The sequence below is a fragment of the Microbacterium marinilacus genome, from assembly GCF_019753765.1.
GTDB classification, from domain to species: domain Bacteria; phylum Actinomycetota; class Actinomycetes; order Actinomycetales; family Microbacteriaceae; genus Microbacterium; species Microbacterium marinilacus.
Genome location: NZ_JAIJZW010000002.1, coordinates 261,036 through 275,740, shown reverse-complemented (window position 1 = coordinate 275,740; position 14,705 = coordinate 261,036). Strand labels below are relative to the sequence as shown.

Below are 14,705 nucleotides of genomic sequence, written 5' to 3'. Positions count from 1 at the left end.
TCTACTCTTGAGGGATGGGGATGGCACTTCACGATCCCACGCAGACGGCCACGGCGAGGCCGCATACCGCGGCTGAGGTCCAGCGCCTGCGCGGTCAGATCACGCGCATGCAGCGTCGCAGCGCGCAGGTCGACGCGATCCCCGTGCACGACGCCCTCGCCTCGCTCTTCCCCGACGGCGGGCTGCGTCCCGGCTCGGTGTACAGCGTCGACGGCGGCACCGGGCTCCTCCTCGCGCTGATGGCCGCTCCGTCGCGTGCAGGGTCGTGGTGCGCGGCCATCGGCATGCCCGAGCTGGCTGCCGAGGCCGCCGAGGGCTACGGCGTGGACCTCGAGCGGTTCGCGATGGTCCCCTCCCCGGGAGACCGTTGGCTTGCCGTCACCGCCGCCGTCGCCGAGGTCTTCCCCGTCGTCGCCGTACGGCCGTCGCACTCCGCGCGAGACTCCGAGACCGCCCGCATCGGCGCCAAGCTCCGTGATCGCGGGGGCGTGCTGCTCGTCCAGGGCCGTTGGCCCCAGGCCGAGGCGACGCTGCGCCTGCACGACGCCGCATGGAGCGGCCTCGGGCAGGGCCACGGCCTGCTCGCGGTGCGCGAGGTCACCGTGACGGCCGTCGGACGGCGCTTCCCCGTCCCCCGGTCCGTGCGCGTGCAGCTTCCCGGCCCGCTGGGCGCGCCCGCTTCCGTCGTCGCCGCCGTGCGGCCGGCCTGGCGGACGGTGAGGCGTGCCGACCCCGCTTCCCTCGAGGCGGTGGCCGGGTGACCTCCTCCACACGCGTCATCGTCCTATGGCTGCCCGACTGGCCGGTGACCGCTCTGCTGCGCAGCGAGGCCCGCACCGCCGCACGGGCGGGAGCGACGGACGATGCCGGGGTCTCCCCCGCGGCTTCGCAGGGGCCGCCGGAGGACGTCCCCCCGATCGCGATCATGCATGCGAACAGGGTCGTCGCCTGCTCGGCCTCCGCACGTCTCGAGGGCGTGCGCCGCAACCAGCGACGACGCGACGCCCAGGGCGCCTGCCCGTCGCTCCGGCTGGTCGCCGCCGACCCCGAACGCGACGAGAGGGCCTTCCTGCCCCTCCTCGCCGGTCTCGAACGGCTCGCGCCGGGCGTCCAGCCGCTGCGCTCCGGGCTGTGCGCCATCCGCGCCCGCGGGCCCGCCCGCTTCTACGGCGGCGAGAGGGAGGCGGCCGGAGCCCTGCTCGACGAGCTCGCGGCATCGGGCGTTCCGGATGCCCGCGCCGCCGTCGCCGACGGTCTGTTCACCGCCGAACAGGCGGTGAGGCTGCGAGGCCCCACGCCGTTCCACACGGATCGGCGCGTCGCGATCGTCCCCCGCGGCGCCTCCGCCGACTTCCTCCGCCCGCTCACCATCGCCGCCCTGTCCCCACTGGGCGGCGACGAGGAGCTGGTCTCCCTGCTCGCACGCCTGGGGGTGCAGACCCTGGGCGAGTTCGCCGCGCTCGACGTCTCCTCGGTGCGCGAGAGGCTGGGCGAGCACGGCGCACGTCTGCACGCCCTGGCCGGCGGAGCCGACTCCCGGGTCGTGGTGCCACGGGTCCCACCGCCCGAGCTGGCCCGCGAGATCGAGTTCGAGCCGCCCCTCGAGCTCGCCGATCAGGTCGCCTTCGCCGTGCGCACGACCGCGGATGCCGTCTCGGCGGGGCTCGACGAGACCGACCTGGTGTGCACCGAGGCCCGGATCACCCTGCTCGACGATCGAGGCGGTCGCAGCGAGCGCGTCTGGCTGCACCCCACGTTCTTCGACGCCGCCGCCCTGGTCGACCGGGTGCGCTGGCAGCTGCAGGCCGCCCTCGAAGACGAGTCCTCCCACCCCGATGCGACCTCCTCCGCGCGGCGGCTGAGGGGCGGCGTCGCCCTCGTGCGCATCGAGCCCGAGGCCGTCGACGACGTCACGCATCACCAGCCCGCGCTGCTCGGCCAGGGGCCCGACGAGCGCCTGCACCACGCCATGTCGCGCGTACAGGCGCTGCTCGGCCACCGCGGCGTCGTCACCCCGATGCTCGCCGGCGGGCGCTGGCTCGGCGAGCGCGAACGCCGCGTGCCGTGGGGAGACGCCGAGCGCCCCGCCCGCGCCCGTGACCTGCCCTGGCCGGGGTCGCTTCCGTCACCCCTTCCCAGCGAGGTGTTCCGCGATCGGCGCGCCGCCGTCGTCACGGCATCGGACGGCGCTCCCGTCCTCGTCGACGAGCGCCAGCGGCTCTCGGCGCCCCCTGCTCTCGTCGACGGACGGAGGATCACCGCCTGGGCGGGCCCGTGGCCGGTCATCGAGCGGCAATGGGATCGGACGGCGGCGCGGCGGGCGTTCCGTTTTCAGGTCGTCGACGAGACCGAGACCGCCTGGCTCCTCGTCCTCGACGGCGAGGGGTGGCGGGTGGAGGGGCGGTACGGCTGATGGGATGGAACAACCCGGCGATCCCGTGGTCGGAGCTGGAGCGCACGCTCAGCGGACGCCGGCCCGACCCGCGTCCCGTGGGAGCCGACGGCGGCGACAGCCCGGCGTGGAGCCGCAAGCGCGGTGCCTATGAGGCACCCGAGATCCGACGCCCCGACGACGCGGTGCCGTACGCCGAGCTGCACGCGCACTCGTCGTTCTCGTTCCTCGACGGCGCCTCCTCGCCGGAGGAGCTGACCGAGGAGGCCGAGCGGCTCGGCCTGCACGGCCTGGCGATCACCGATCACGATGGCTTCTACGGCCTGGTGCGCTTCGCCGAGGCCGCGGAGTCCACCCGGCTGAGGACGGTGTTCGGGGCAGAGCTGTCCTTCGGGCTGTCCGCGCCGCAGAACGGAGTGCCCGACCCCGTCGGCGAGCATCTCCTCGTCCTCGCCCGCGGCGAGGAGGGCTACCATCGCCTCGCCGCCGCCATCACGAGCGCCCAGCTGCGAGGCGCCGAGAAGGGCCGCCCGCTCTACGACGTCGACGAGCTCGCGCAGCGGGCGGACGGGAACTGGGTGATCCTCACCGGCTGCCGCAAGGGAGCGGTCAGGCGTGCGCTCGCGCGGGGAACGGCGGCGAGCGCGCCCGCCGAGGCGGCCGCGGCGCTCGACCGTCTCGTGGACCTGTTCGGCCGGGACAGCGTGCACGTCGAGCTGACGGACCACGGCGATCCGCTCGACAGCCGCCGCAACGACGTGCTCGCGGCCCTGGCCGGCGAGCGCGGCCTGCCGCTGATCGCGACGAACAACGTCCATTACGCCTCCCCCGAGAAGGCGCGCCTGGCCGAGGCGGTCGCCGCGGTGCGGGCGACCCGCAGCATGGCCGACCTCGACGGCTGGCTGCCTGCCCATGACTCGGCGCACCTGCGCGACGGAGCCGAGATGACCGCGCGTTTCGCCCGTTACCCCGGCGCCGTCTCCCGCACCGTGCCCCTCGCCGACGAGCTCGCCTTCTCGCTGCGCAGCATGAAGCCCGCGCTGCCGAAGCAGAGGGTCCGGGAGGGGTACACGCCCATGTCCTACCTGCGGAAGCTGGTGTGGGACGCCGTGCCGGCGAAGTATCCCGGGCTCCGGGAGGAGGACCGGCACCGCATCGAGAGCGAGCTCGACGTCATCGAGAGGAAGGACTTCCCCGGGTACTTCCTGATCGTCCACGGCATCGTCCAGGAGGCCCGGCGCCGGGGCATCCTCTGCCAGGGCCGGGGATCCGCTGCCAGCAGCGCCGTCTGCTATCTGCTGGACATCACGGCGGTCGACGCGATCCAGTACCGGCTGCCGTTCGAGCGCTTCCTGTCCTCGCTGCGGGACGAGGAGCCCGACATCGACGTGGACTTCGACTCCGACAGGCGGGAGGAGATCATCCAGTGGGTGTTCGACGAGTACGGGCGCGAGAACGCCGCGCAGGTGGCCAACGTCATCCAGTACCGCCCCAAGAACGCCGTGCGCGACATGGCCCGTGCGCTCGGCTACTCGCCCGGGCAGCAGGACGCCTGGGCGAAACAGGTGGAGGGGTGGGGCGCGGTGCTCGAGACCGGCGCCGACCACGACATCCCCGACCAGGTGATCGTCTACGCGACCGAGCTGCTGAAGGCGCCCCGGCATCTGGGCATCCACTCGGGAGGGATGGTCCTCACCGAGCGGCCGATCGGAGAGATCGTGCCGATCGAGCACGCCCGCATGGAGAAGCGCACGGTGATCCAGTGGGACAAGGACGATGCGGCTTCGATGGGCCTGGTCAAGTTCGACCTGCTGGGCCTCGGGATGCTCTCGGCGCTGCAGCACTGCTTCGATCTCATCCGCGATGCCACGGGCGAGTCCTGGACCCTCGACACCCTGCCGAAGGAGGAGCCCGCGGTCTACGACATGCTGTGCCGTGCCGACTCGATCGGGGTCTTCCAGGTCGAGTCCCGCGCGCAGATGGGGCTGCTGCCGCGCCTGCGGCCGCGTGAGTTCTACGATCTCGCGATCCAGATCGCGCTGATCCGGCCCGGCCCCATCCAGGGCGGCGCCGTGCATCCGTTCGTGCGCCGCAAGATGGGCGACGAGGAGGTCACGTATGACCACCCCAAGCTGGAGGAGGTGCTGGAGCGCACCCTGGGCATCCCCGTGTTCCAGGAGCAGCTGATGAAGATGGCCGTGGCCGTCGGTGACTGCAGCGCCGAGGACGCGGATCTGCTGCGGCGCGCCATGGGGTCCAAGCGCGGGCTCGAGAAGATCGACAGGCTGAAGGACAAGCTCTACGCCGGGATGGCGTCCAACGGCATCCCCGTCGACGTCGCCGACGCGATCTACTCTCGCATCCAGGCCTTCGCGCACTTCGGCTTCGCCGAGTCGCACTCGCTGTCGTTCGCGCTGCTGGTGTACGCCTCGTCCTGGATCAAGCTGCACTACCCCGCCGCCTTCCTCGCCGGGCTGCTGCGTGCGCAGCCGATGGGCTTCTACTCCGGCGCGACCCTCACGGCCGACGCCCGGCGTCACGGGGTGACGGTGCGGCGCCCGGACATCAACCGCTCCGGCGCGACCGAGTCGCTCGAGCCGGTGGAGGATCATGCGCTGGCAGCGGCCACCGGGCGGGACGACTGCGTCGTCCGCGCCCACCCGGCGCCGACGAGGTACGACCCCGATGCGCCGGACGAGTCGGTCGCGCACCGACGGGACGGCGCGTTCGCGGTACGGCTCGGCATCGGCGCGGTGACGGGCATCGGTCCGGAGACCGCGCGCCAGATCGTCGCCGAGCGCGAGCGGGGCGGGGAGTACCGCGACCTGCACGAGCTCGTGCGCCGCACCGGCATCACGCAGGCCCATGTCGAGGCGCTGGCGACGGCCGGCGCGTTCGACGGGCTCGGGCTGTCCCGCCGCGAGGCGATCTGGCTCGCCGGGTCGGCTGCCCAGGACCGGCCCGAGTTCCTCCCGCACTCCGCCCCTCAGAGCACCGCCCCGTTCGGCGTGGACGGCGTGCAGCCGCCGTTGTTCCCCGATCAGAGCAGCTACGAGGTGCTCGCCGCCGACCTGTGGGCGACGGGCCTGTCGACCACGGATCACCCGCTGGCGCACTTCCGTGGGGCGCTGGAGTCTCGCGGGGTGCTGTCGTCCGACCGGCTGCGCACGCACGAGTCGGGCAGACGCGTCGAGGTGGCGGGACTGGTGACCCACCGGCAGCGGCCGGCGACGGCCTCAGGGATCACCTTCCTCAATCTCGAGGACGAGCACGGGCTGGTCAACGTGATCTGCTCGGCGGGCGTGTGGGGTCGTCATCGCCGCGTCGTGCGCGACAGCCCGGCCCTCATCGCGCGCGGCATCCTCGAGCGGTCCCCCGAGGGGGTCACGAACCTCGTCGCCGACGGCTTCGAGGACCTCCGCGTGGGCGTGAGCCACAACTCCCGGGACTTCCGGTGAGCCGTGCGGGGATCTGGGACACTGATCCCGTGACCTCGCGCCTGATGCTGCTCGACACCGCCAGCCTCTACTTCCGGGCCTTCTACGGCGTGCCCGACAAGGTGCACTCCCCCGACGGGACGTCGGTGAACGCGGTGCGCGGGCTGCTCGACATGATCGCGAAGCTCGTCTCCGCCTATGAGCCGACGCACCTGGTGGCGTGCTGGGACGACGACTGGCGCCCGCAGTGGCGCGTGGACCTGATCCCGTCGTACAAGGCGCACCGGGTGGAGGAGACCGTCGCCTCGGGCCCGGACGTCGCCTCGGGCCCGGACGTCGAGGAGGTGCCCGATCCCCTCGAGGCGCAGATCCCGGTCATCCGCGAGGCGCTCGCGACGCTCGGGATCGCGGTCGTCGGCGCCGCGCGGCACGAGGCGGACGACGTCATCGGCACCCTCGCGACCACGTCGGCGCACCCCGTCGACATCGTCACCGGCGATCGGGACCTGTTCCAGCTCGTCGACGACGAGCGCGACGTCCGGGTGATCTACACCGCTCGCGGCATGAGCAACCTCGAGATCGTGACGGACGAGGTCGTCGTGGCCAAGTACGGCGTGCATGCCGCGCAGTACGCCGACCTGGCGACGCTGCGCGGCGATGCCTCGGACGGCCTGCCGGGCGTGAAGGGCGTGGGAGAGAAGACGGCGGCGACGCTGCTCGCCGCCCACGGCGATCTCGCCGGCATCCGGGCGGCGGCCGACGCGGGCGAGGGCATGTCGGCCGGCGTGCGGGCGAAGCTCGCCGAGGCGGCGGACTACCTGGACGTCGCGCCGCGAGTGGTGGCGGTCGCGACGGATCTCGCCCTGGGCGCGGTCGACGACGCGCTGCCCGGCCTCGACGAGAAGGCGATCGCGGCGGCCCGGGAGCTCGCCGACCGCTGGAACCTCGGGACGGCGATGGAGCGAGCGATCGCGGCGCTGGGCTGACGCCCGCGCCTCACGTCGGCGGCCCGCCGGCCGATGACCAGACCGGACAGACCGAGAGCCTCCGCGGAGCCTCTCGCGTCAGCGCCGCACGCGAGCGACGGCGGCCAGCAGGCACGCCGCGAACGCGACGGTGAGGCCGAGCACCACCGACTGCGGGGCCGCCCATCCGCCGGTGGCGTCGTGCAGCGCACCCAGCAAGGGCGCGCTCGAGGCGCCCACGACGTAGGCGCCTCCCTGCACGACCGCCGACATCGTCGCCGTCTCCGCGGTGGTCCGCGACGCCCCCACCATGACGGTGAAGATCACGACGAAGCCGCCCGAATGCGCGACGCCGCCCAGCACGACCCACAGCACGAACAGCTCGGGCGCCAGGAGCATCCCGCCCGCGAACCCGAGCCAGCACAGTGCGATGAGCGTCGCCGGCACCGCCAGCGGCAGCCGCCGGGCGAGCACGGGGACGATGAACGGGCCGAGGATCGCGACGCCCTGGAACAGCGACGCGAGCGCGCCCGCGGCCGTCGCGTCGGCGCCCGTCAGGTCGCCGAGCATCGCCGGCAGCCAGGTCGACATGCCGTAGTAGGCCGCCGACTGGCAGCCGAACGCCGCGAGCAGCAGCCAGACGACGGGCTGCCGCAGGATGCCTCGTGGCCGCGCTCCCATGACCACGGGGACCGTGGCGGTGGTCAGGGGCGCCTCGCCCGACCCCCGCTCGTCCCACGGCACGTCCGGCAGGCGGTCGCGCCACAGGTGCAGCGCCCACAGCAGGATGCCGAGCAGCGTGAGCACGATCCACAGCAGCAGTGCGAGCGGCCAGCCGGTCGCCTGCGCGATCCCAGCCGTGGCGAGGGTGGTGGCCAGCGATCCGGCGTTCAGCGCGGCGGTGTACGCGGCCGTGACGGTGGCCACGTGGGCGGGCGGGACGTCGCGGCCGATGATGACCGGGATGACGACGTTGCCGACCGTGATGCCCGCGCCGATCACGATCATCCCGACCAGCATCCAGCCGAAACCGGGGATCGCGCGGATCAGCGTCCCCACCGCGACCGCGACGAGGCACGCGAGCAGGGCGATCTCGGCGCCCGCCCGCCGGACGACCACGGCGGCGATCGGGGTGATCGCGGCGAACATCAGCACGGGGAAGGTCGTCAGCAGCGACGCGGTGGCCGCGTCGAGGGCGTACGTGTGCTCGATGTCGCGCAGCACCGGGGTGACCGACAGGATCGGCCCGCGCAGGCTCAGCGCCGCGACCAGCACGCCCGCGACCACCAGCCAGGGGAAGGCCGCGCGCGCCGCCACGCGCCCGCTCATGCGCCCCACGCCCATGCCCGCAGGCGGGCCAGCGGCCACGTCGTCACGATCCGCTCGGCCGGCACTCCCAGCCGCTCTGCACGCTCGGCGCCGTGGTCCAGCAGCGACAGCTGGCCGGGTGCATGGGCGTCGGAGTCGATCGCGAACAGACAGCCGACCTCGAGCGCACGGACGATGAGCTCGTCCGGCGGATCCTCCCGCTCGGGGCGCGAGTTGATCTCGACCGCCACGCCGGACGTCGCGCAGGCCTCGAAGACCGCGTCGGCGTCGAACGTCGACGGCGGTCTCGTCCCGCGCGCCCCGGACACCAGCCGGCCCGTCACGTGCCCCAGCACGGTCACGCGCGGGTTCGACACGGCGGTCACGAGGCGCCGCGTCATGGCGCCCGCGTCCATCCGCAGCTCCGAGTGGGCCGAGGCCACGACGACGTCGAGCTCGTCGAGGAGCTCGGGCTCCTGGTCGAGCGCGCCGTCGCCGAGGATGTCGACCTCGATGCCGCTCAGCAGCACGAAGTCCTGTTCCTGGAATCGCCCGACCTCGTCGAGCTGCCGCCGCAGCCGCTCGGGCGAGAGGCCCCGCGCGACCTTCAGCCGCGGCGAGTGGTCCGTCAGCGCGAGGTACTCGTGCCCGAGACCGCGCGCGGCCGTCACCATGTCGCCGATCGAGGTCGTGCCGTCCGACCAGTCGCTGTGCGCGTGCAGGTCGCCTCGCAGAAGGCCCCGCAGCTCAGACCGCCGGACGCCTCCCGTGCGCTCTCGCAGGTCGTGGAGATAGTCGGGGACCACCCCGGCGAGGGCCTGCTCGATCACCGCGAAGGTCGACGCCCCGATCCCCTTCGCCCGGCGAAGTCGCTCGGGGTCGCGACGCGCGTCCTCGTCGAGCGCGGACACCGTCGCGGCGGCATTGCGGAACGCCTTCGCCTTGAACGTCGAGGCGCGTTCTCGCTCGAGCAGGAACGCGATCTCGTTCAGCGCCTCGATCGGGTCCACGCATGCCTCCCTCCGGAAGGGTCGAGCGGGCTCATGCGGGCGGCTGCGTCGCCGACAGCTCCTGCGAGGCCGCGACCCAAGCGTCGAGCTTGGCCGTGGCGCGTCCGTCGTCGATCGCCGAGGCCGCCTCGTCGAGCGCCTCGACCAGGCGATCGACCATGCCCCGCTGCATCTGCGTCGGGTCCTGCGACAGCCGGTACGCGACGATGCCCGCCGCGGCGTTCAGCAGCACGATGTCGCGCACCGCGCCCTGCTCGCCGTCCAGCGTGCGACGCAGCACGCCGGCATTGTGGTCGGGGTCGCCGCCCAGCAGATCGTCGATCGAGGCGGTCGCGAGACCCACGTCGCGCGGGTGGATGTCGAACTCGTGCACGTCGCCGCGGGAGATCTCCCAGATGCGGCTGTACCCCGTGGTGGTGAGCTCGTCGAGGCCGTCCTCGCCGCGGAAGACGAGCGCCGTGGCGCCGCGGGTGCGGAAGACGCCCGTGATGAGGGGCACGACGTCCGGGTTCGCCACGCCCACCGCGTTCGCCTCGGCGCGTGCGGGGTTCACCAGGGGACCGAGAAAGTTGAACACCGTCGGCACGCCGAGCTCGGCGCGCGCCGGCCCGGCGTGGCGGAAGCCCGGATGGAACGCCGCCGCCCACGCGAACGTGATGCCGGCACGGTCGAGCACGCCGGCGACCGCCTCCGGCGGGAGGCGCAGGTCGATGCCCAGCGCGCTCAGCACGTCGGAGGAGCCGGACTTCGAGCTGGCCGCCTTGTTGCCGTGCTTGACGACGGGCACCCCGGTGGCGGCGATCACGATGGACGCGGTCGACGAGATGTTCACGGTCCCGTAACGGTCTCCGCCCGTTCCCACGATGTCGAGCACGTTCGGATCGACGTCGAGCGGCACGGCCGCCTCGAGGATGGCGTCGCGGAAACCGATGATCTCCTCGACCGACTCGCCCTTGGCGCGGAGCGCGAGCAGGAAGCCGCCGAGCTGGGCCGGCGTCGCGGCGCCCTGCATCACCTGGCGCATCGCCCAGGTGGCCTCCGACACGCTGAGGTCGCGTCGCGCGAGGACGCTGGTGAGCACATCCGGCCAGGTCGGTTCCGCCATAGGACGATCCTAGCCAGGGCGTATTGACGGCGTTCTCACGCCCCGATCCCAGGCGGCACTTAGGCTCCCCTTACTTCGACGCGTTGTCGAAGTTGCCAAGATCACCCCCTCGGATCGGCCATAATGGACGGGTGACGACATCAGCTACGTTCGCCCCGGCACCGAGAACAGTCAAGCGACCCGACCCTGTCGCCGTCGGGACGATCGTCTGGCTCGGCAGCGAAGTGATGTTCTTCGCGGGCCTCTTCGCGATCTACTTCACGCTGCGCAGCACGTCCCCGGAGCTGTGGGCGGAGCGCACCGACCTGCTGAACGTGCCCTTCGCGCTGGTGAACACGATCATCCTGGTGCTGTCGAGTGTGACCTGCCAGCTCGGCGTGTTCGCCGCCGAGGGCCTCACGTTCAAGAGCCGCTTCCTGCAGAGGCTCATCGGCTGGGGCGTCGTGCCGTGGTTCTGGGTGTCGTTCGGCCTCGGCGCCGTGTTCGTCTCGGGTCAGGTCTGGGAGTACGCCACGCTCGTCATCGAGGGCATGCCGATCAGCGCCGACCCCTACGCCTCCGCGTTCTACATCACGACGGGCTTCCACGCCCTGCACGTGACCGGCGGACTCGTGGCGTTCCTGCTGACGATCGGCCGCTTCTACGCGGTCAAGCGCCCCCGTCACAAGGAGGCGGTCACCGCCATCGTCGTGTCCTACTACTGGCACTTCGTCGATGTCGTCTGGATCGCCCTGTTCTTTGTCATCTACTTCCTCAAGTAAGAGCGGAGCTGCATCACCCTTATGTCACGAGAGAAGAAGATGTCCCGACAGAGCAAGGGCCGTCGCTCCCCCCTCGCCGCCGCCGCGCTCATCGGCATCGGCCTCCTGCTGACCGGCGGCGTGTACGCCGGCGCGACGGCCGCGGTGGCCGCCACCGAGCCGACCGCCGCGCAGAGCACCCTCACCGTCGACGACGGCGAGAAGCTGTTCCAGGCCAACTGCGCCACCTGCCACGGCCTCGACCTGCAGGGCACCGACAACGGCCCCTCGCTCTACGGCGTGGGCGCGCTCGCGGTCGAGTTCCAGGTCTCGACGGGCCGCATGCCGATGCAGCGCCAGGACGTGCAGGCGCCGCAGAAGCCCGTCCAGTTCACCGAGGAGCAGATCCTCGCGATGGCCGACTTCGTGCAGTCGGTGGCCCCAGGCCCCGACATCCCCGATGAGCACTACCTCGACGGAGAGGGCGACGTCTCGCGGGGCGCGGAGCTGTTCCGCATCAACTGCGCCATGTGCCACAACGTCGCCGCCGCCGGTGGCGCGCTGACCGAGGGCAAGTACGCGCCGGACATCCAGGACACCAGCGCGCAGCACATCTGGGCCGCCATGGTGACCGGCCCGCAGAACATGCCCGTGTTCAACGACATGAACCTCACGCCGGAGGACAAGCGCGACATCATCTCGGCGCTGCTCTACCAGCAGAACCAGCCCGCACCGGGCGGGTTCACGCTGGGATCGCTCGGCCCCGTGTCCGAGGGTCTCTTCGTGTGGATCTTCGGCATCGGTGCGCTCATCGCGATCACCGTGTGGATCACCGCGCGATCGAACTGAGCATTGACGAACTGATGGCGAACGAAGAGGACGTGACGAGGAGCACCATGGCGCACGAGAGCGACACGCACGAGGTGGAGGCGTACAAGCCCTCCCCCGGGCTCGCCGTTTCGGTGGCCGACCCCGTGCAGAACCCCGGTCTGCCCCCGCACCGCGTGCGGATGACCGACAAGGACCCGAAGGCCGAGAAGGCCGCCGACCGCACGGTCTACACCCTGTTCTACCTCTCGGTGGCGGCGAGCATCTGGGCGGTCGCCGCCTACATGCTCTTCCCGATCGAGGACGGGTCGATGATGTCGATCCGCAACAACAACCTCTACATCGGGCTCGGCATCGCGTTCGCGCTGCTCGCCATCGGCGTGGGCGCCATCCACTGGTCCAAGGCGCTGATGAGCGACAAGGAGTACATCGAGGAGCGCCACACGACCCGCGGCAGCGACGAGACCCGCGACGCCACCGTCGAGGTGTTCCGGGTCGCGAACGAGGAGTCGGGCTTCGGTCGTCGCAAGATGATCCGCAACTCGCTGTTCGCCGCCGTCGCCGCATCGATCATCCCGGGCATCACTCTGTTCCGCGGCCTCGCGCCGCACTCCACGCCGGACGACCCCACCGCGGGCGACCCCGTCGCGCTGCTCAAGCACACGATGTGGAAGGAGGGCGAGCGCCTCGCCCTCGACCCCGAGGGCACCCCGATCAAGGCGTCGTCCGTGACCCTCGGCTCGGCGTTCCACGTCATCCCCGAGTCGCTCGCGAGCCTCAGCCACGACAACGGCTACCTCGAGGAGAAGGCGAAGGCCATCGTCCTCCTGATGCGCCTGCTGCCCGAGCAGCTCAAGGAGGACGAGGACCGCAAGGACTGGTCTTACGACGGCATCGTCGCGTACTCGAAGGTGTGCACCCACGTCGGCTGCCCCGTCGCCCTGTACGAGCAGCAGACCCATCACCTCCTCTGCCCCTGCCACCAGTCGCAGTTCGACGTCACCGAGCACGCCAAGGTCATCTTCGGCCCGGCCGCGCGCCCGCTGCCGCAGCTGCCCATCGCCGTCGACGCCGAGGGCTACCTCGTCGCGCAGAGCGACTTCACCGAGCCCGTCGGCCCGAGCTTCTGGGAGCGTCATTGATGAGCACCACCACAGCCCCTGAGAAGACCGAGGCTCCGCTCGGCGGACGTTTCGTCGGCGCCGCCGCGAACTACATCGACGAGCGCACCAGCATCTCGGGCATGGTCAAGGCCCTCGGCCGCAAGGTCTTCCCCGACCACTGGTCGTTCATGCTCGGCGAGATCGCCCTCTGGTCGTTCGTCGTGGTCCTGCTCTCCGGCACGTTCCTGACGTTCTTCTTCCAGGCGTCGATGGTCGAGACGCACTACAACGGCGCGTACGAGCCCATGCGCGGCATCGCCATGTCCTCGGCCCTCGAGTCGACGCTGCACATCACGTTCGACCTGCGCGGCGGCCTCCTGGTCCGCCAGATCCACCACTGGGCCGCCCTGGTGTTCGTGGCCGGCATCGGCGTGCACATGCTGCGCGTGTTCTTCACGGGCGCGTTCCGCAAGCCGCGCGAGCTCAACTGGGTCATCGGCTTCGTGCTGTTCGTCCTGGTCATGGCCGAGGGTTTCACCGGCTACTCGCTCCCCGACGACCTGCTGTCGGGCAACGGCCTCCGCATCATCGACGGCATGATCAAGGGCCTCCCCCTGATCGGAACGTGGACCTCGTTCATGCTGTTCGGCGGCGAGTTCCCCGGCACCGACATCGTCGGGCGCCTGTACACGCTGCACATCCTGATCCTGCCACTGCTCGTCATCGCGCTCGTCGCGGTGCACCTGCTGCTGATGATCGTGAACAAGCACACCCAGTTCGCGGCCCCCGGTCGGACCAACGGCAACGTCGTCGGCTACCCGATGATGCCGGTGTACATGGCCAAGATGGGCGGCTTCTTCTTCATCGTGTTCGGCGTGATCGTCCTGATCGCCTCGCTGTTCCAGATCAACCCGATCCAGAACTACGGCCCGTACGACCCCTCGCCCGTCTCCGCCGGCACCCAGCCCGACTGGTACATCGGCTTCGCGGACGGCGCCCTGCGCCTGGCACCCTCCAACTGGGACATCCGACTCGGCGAGTACACGCTGTCGCTCGGCATCCTGGTGCCCGTCGCCGTGCTGGGTCTGTTCATCGTCGCCGTCGCGATCTACCCCTTCCTGGAGGCGTGGATCACCGGTGACAAGCGCGAGCACCACATCGCCCAGCGTCCGCGCAACGCCGCGACGCGCACGGCGATCGGCGCCGCCGGCGTGGTCTTCTACGCGGTGCTGTGGGCCGCGGCCTCGTCCGACATCGTGGCGACGCACTTCATGCTCACCATGGAGGGGGTCATCCACTTCCTCCAGGCGACGCTCATCCTCGGCCCGGTCATCGCGTACTTCGTGACGAAGCGCGTGTGCCTCGCCCTGCAGAAGAAGGATCGCGAGATCGCGCTGCACGGCTACGAGTCGGGACGCATCGTGCGGATGCCCGGCGGCGAGTACCGCGAGGTGCACCGCCCCGTGGACGAGTACGAGCGCTGGAAGCTCGTGGACGTCGAGAACTACGCGCCTCTCGTGCTGCGTCCGAACGATCGGGGGCGGATCCCGCTCAGCGAGCGGATGCGCGCCGGCTTCTCGCGCTGGTTCTTCGAGGACCGCCTCGCTCCGCTGACCCAGACCGAGCTCACCGCCGCCGTCGAGCACCAGAAGCACGAGCTGCACGAGTACGGTCCCGGTCCGTCCGAGCTCGAGTCGGGCCACGACGACAAGCACTGACGGCTCGAGAGCCGAAAGAGAGGGGCTGGTCGATTCCGCGGAATCGACCAGCCCCCCGCACCGGGATGACCCCGAGGCCCCGCAACACCCCCGAAAACA

The 14,705-nt window shown here is 71.4% G+C and carries 11 protein-coding genes; 8 read left to right on the top strand and 3 right to left on the bottom strand.

From position 1 onward, the window contains the following. Positions 1-20: 20 nt before the first annotated feature. The 4 genes from imuA' to K5S26_RS04700 are packed head-to-tail and all read left to right on the top strand — an operon-like array spanning position 21 to position 6,815. A complete protein-coding gene (gene imuA' / locus K5S26_RS04715; RefSeq protein WP_221856468.1) occupies positions 21-761 on the top strand; it encodes a DnaE2-dependent mutagenesis accessory factor ImuA' in 741 nt (246 codons plus the stop codon). Continuing rightward, positions 758-2,413 carry a DNA polymerase Y family protein gene (locus K5S26_RS04710; protein WP_221856466.1) on the top strand — a complete coding sequence of 552 codons (1,656 nt, stop codon included), beginning with the start codon at positions 758-760 and terminating at the stop codon, positions 2,411-2,413. The genes imuA' and K5S26_RS04710 overlap by 4 nt, the downstream gene beginning before the upstream one ends. Next, positions 2,413-5,850, top strand: a complete 3,438-nt coding sequence (locus K5S26_RS04705) for an error-prone DNA polymerase (protein WP_221856464.1) — start codon at positions 2,413-2,415, stop codon at positions 5,848-5,850. The genes K5S26_RS04710 and K5S26_RS04705 overlap by 1 nt, the downstream gene beginning before the upstream one ends. A 29-nt stretch (positions 5,851-5,879) precedes the next feature. After that, positions 5,880-6,815, top strand: coding sequence for a 5'-3' exonuclease (locus K5S26_RS04700; RefSeq protein WP_221856461.1), 936 nt, complete (start codon positions 5,880-5,882; stop codon positions 6,813-6,815). Between the two features lie 78 nt (positions 6,816-6,893). Here K5S26_RS04700 and K5S26_RS04695 read toward each other — a convergent pair whose 3' ends face one another. The 3 genes from K5S26_RS04695 to trpD are packed head-to-tail and all read right to left on the bottom strand — an operon-like array spanning position 6,894 to position 10,217. Further along, positions 6,894-8,162 (bottom strand): MFS transporter, encoded by a 1,269-nt coding sequence (locus K5S26_RS04695; protein ID WP_221856459.1) that lies wholly within the window; start codon positions 8,160-8,162, stop codon positions 6,894-6,896. Further along, positions 8,120-9,112 carry a PHP domain-containing protein gene (locus tag K5S26_RS04690; RefSeq protein ID WP_221856458.1) on the bottom strand — a complete coding sequence of 331 codons (993 nt, stop codon included), beginning with the start codon at positions 9,110-9,112 and terminating at the stop codon, positions 8,120-8,122. Before K5S26_RS04690 ends, K5S26_RS04695 begins: the two co-directional genes overlap by 43 nt. Positions 9,113-9,143: 31 nt before the next feature. Further along, complete coding sequence (gene trpD, locus K5S26_RS04685) at positions 9,144-10,217, bottom strand: anthranilate phosphoribosyltransferase (protein ID WP_221856456.1); 1,074 nt, start codon at positions 10,215-10,217, stop codon at positions 9,144-9,146. Between the two features lie 131 nt (positions 10,218-10,348). On the opposite strand from trpD, the gene ctaE reads away from it, so the two are divergent. The 4 genes from ctaE to qcrB are packed head-to-tail and all read left to right on the top strand — an operon-like array spanning position 10,349 to position 14,606. Then, on the top strand, positions 10,349-10,978 hold the full coding sequence (gene ctaE, locus K5S26_RS04680; protein ID WP_221856454.1) for an aa3-type cytochrome oxidase subunit III: 630 nt from the start codon (positions 10,349-10,351) through the stop codon (positions 10,976-10,978). A gap of 21 nt (positions 10,979-10,999) precedes the next feature. Further along, entirely contained in the window at positions 11,000-11,806 is an 807-nt protein-coding gene (gene qcrC / locus K5S26_RS04675; protein ID WP_221856452.1) for a cytochrome bc1 complex diheme cytochrome c subunit, read from the top strand. A gap of 47 nt (positions 11,807-11,853) precedes the next feature. Continuing rightward, positions 11,854-12,927: a cytochrome bc1 complex Rieske iron-sulfur subunit gene (gene qcrA, locus K5S26_RS04670; protein ID WP_221856793.1), complete on the top strand. Its 1,074-nt coding sequence runs from the start codon at positions 11,854-11,856 to the stop codon at positions 12,925-12,927. After that, positions 12,927-14,606, top strand: a complete 1,680-nt coding sequence (gene qcrB / locus K5S26_RS04665) for a cytochrome bc1 complex cytochrome b subunit (RefSeq protein WP_221856450.1) — start codon at positions 12,927-12,929, stop codon at positions 14,604-14,606. The genes qcrA and qcrB overlap by 1 nt, the downstream gene beginning before the upstream one ends. The last annotated feature ends 99 nt before the right edge of the window (positions 14,607-14,705 follow it).

What these genes read in the sequence shown, in the direction of transcription:
- imuA' (WP_221856468.1), top strand. Translation starts at nt 21, where the DNA reads ATGGCACTTCACGATCCCACGCAGACGGCCACGGCGAGGCCGCATACC.
- K5S26_RS04705 (WP_221856464.1), top strand. Translation starts at nt 2,413, where the DNA reads ATGGGATGGAACAACCCGGCGATCCCGTGGTCGGAGCTGGAGCGCACG.
- trpD (WP_221856456.1), bottom strand. Translation starts at nt 10,217, where the DNA reads ATGGCGGAACCGACCTGGCCGGATGTGCTCACCAGCGTCCTCGCGCGA.
- qcrC (WP_221856452.1), top strand. Translation starts at nt 11,000, where the DNA reads ATGTCACGAGAGAAGAAGATGTCCCGACAGAGCAAGGGCCGTCGCTCC.
- qcrA (WP_221856793.1), top strand. Translation starts at nt 11,854, where the DNA reads ATGGCGCACGAGAGCGACACGCACGAGGTGGAGGCGTACAAGCCCTCC.
- qcrB (WP_221856450.1), top strand. Translation starts at nt 12,927, where the DNA reads ATGAGCACCACCACAGCCCCTGAGAAGACCGAGGCTCCGCTCGGCGGA.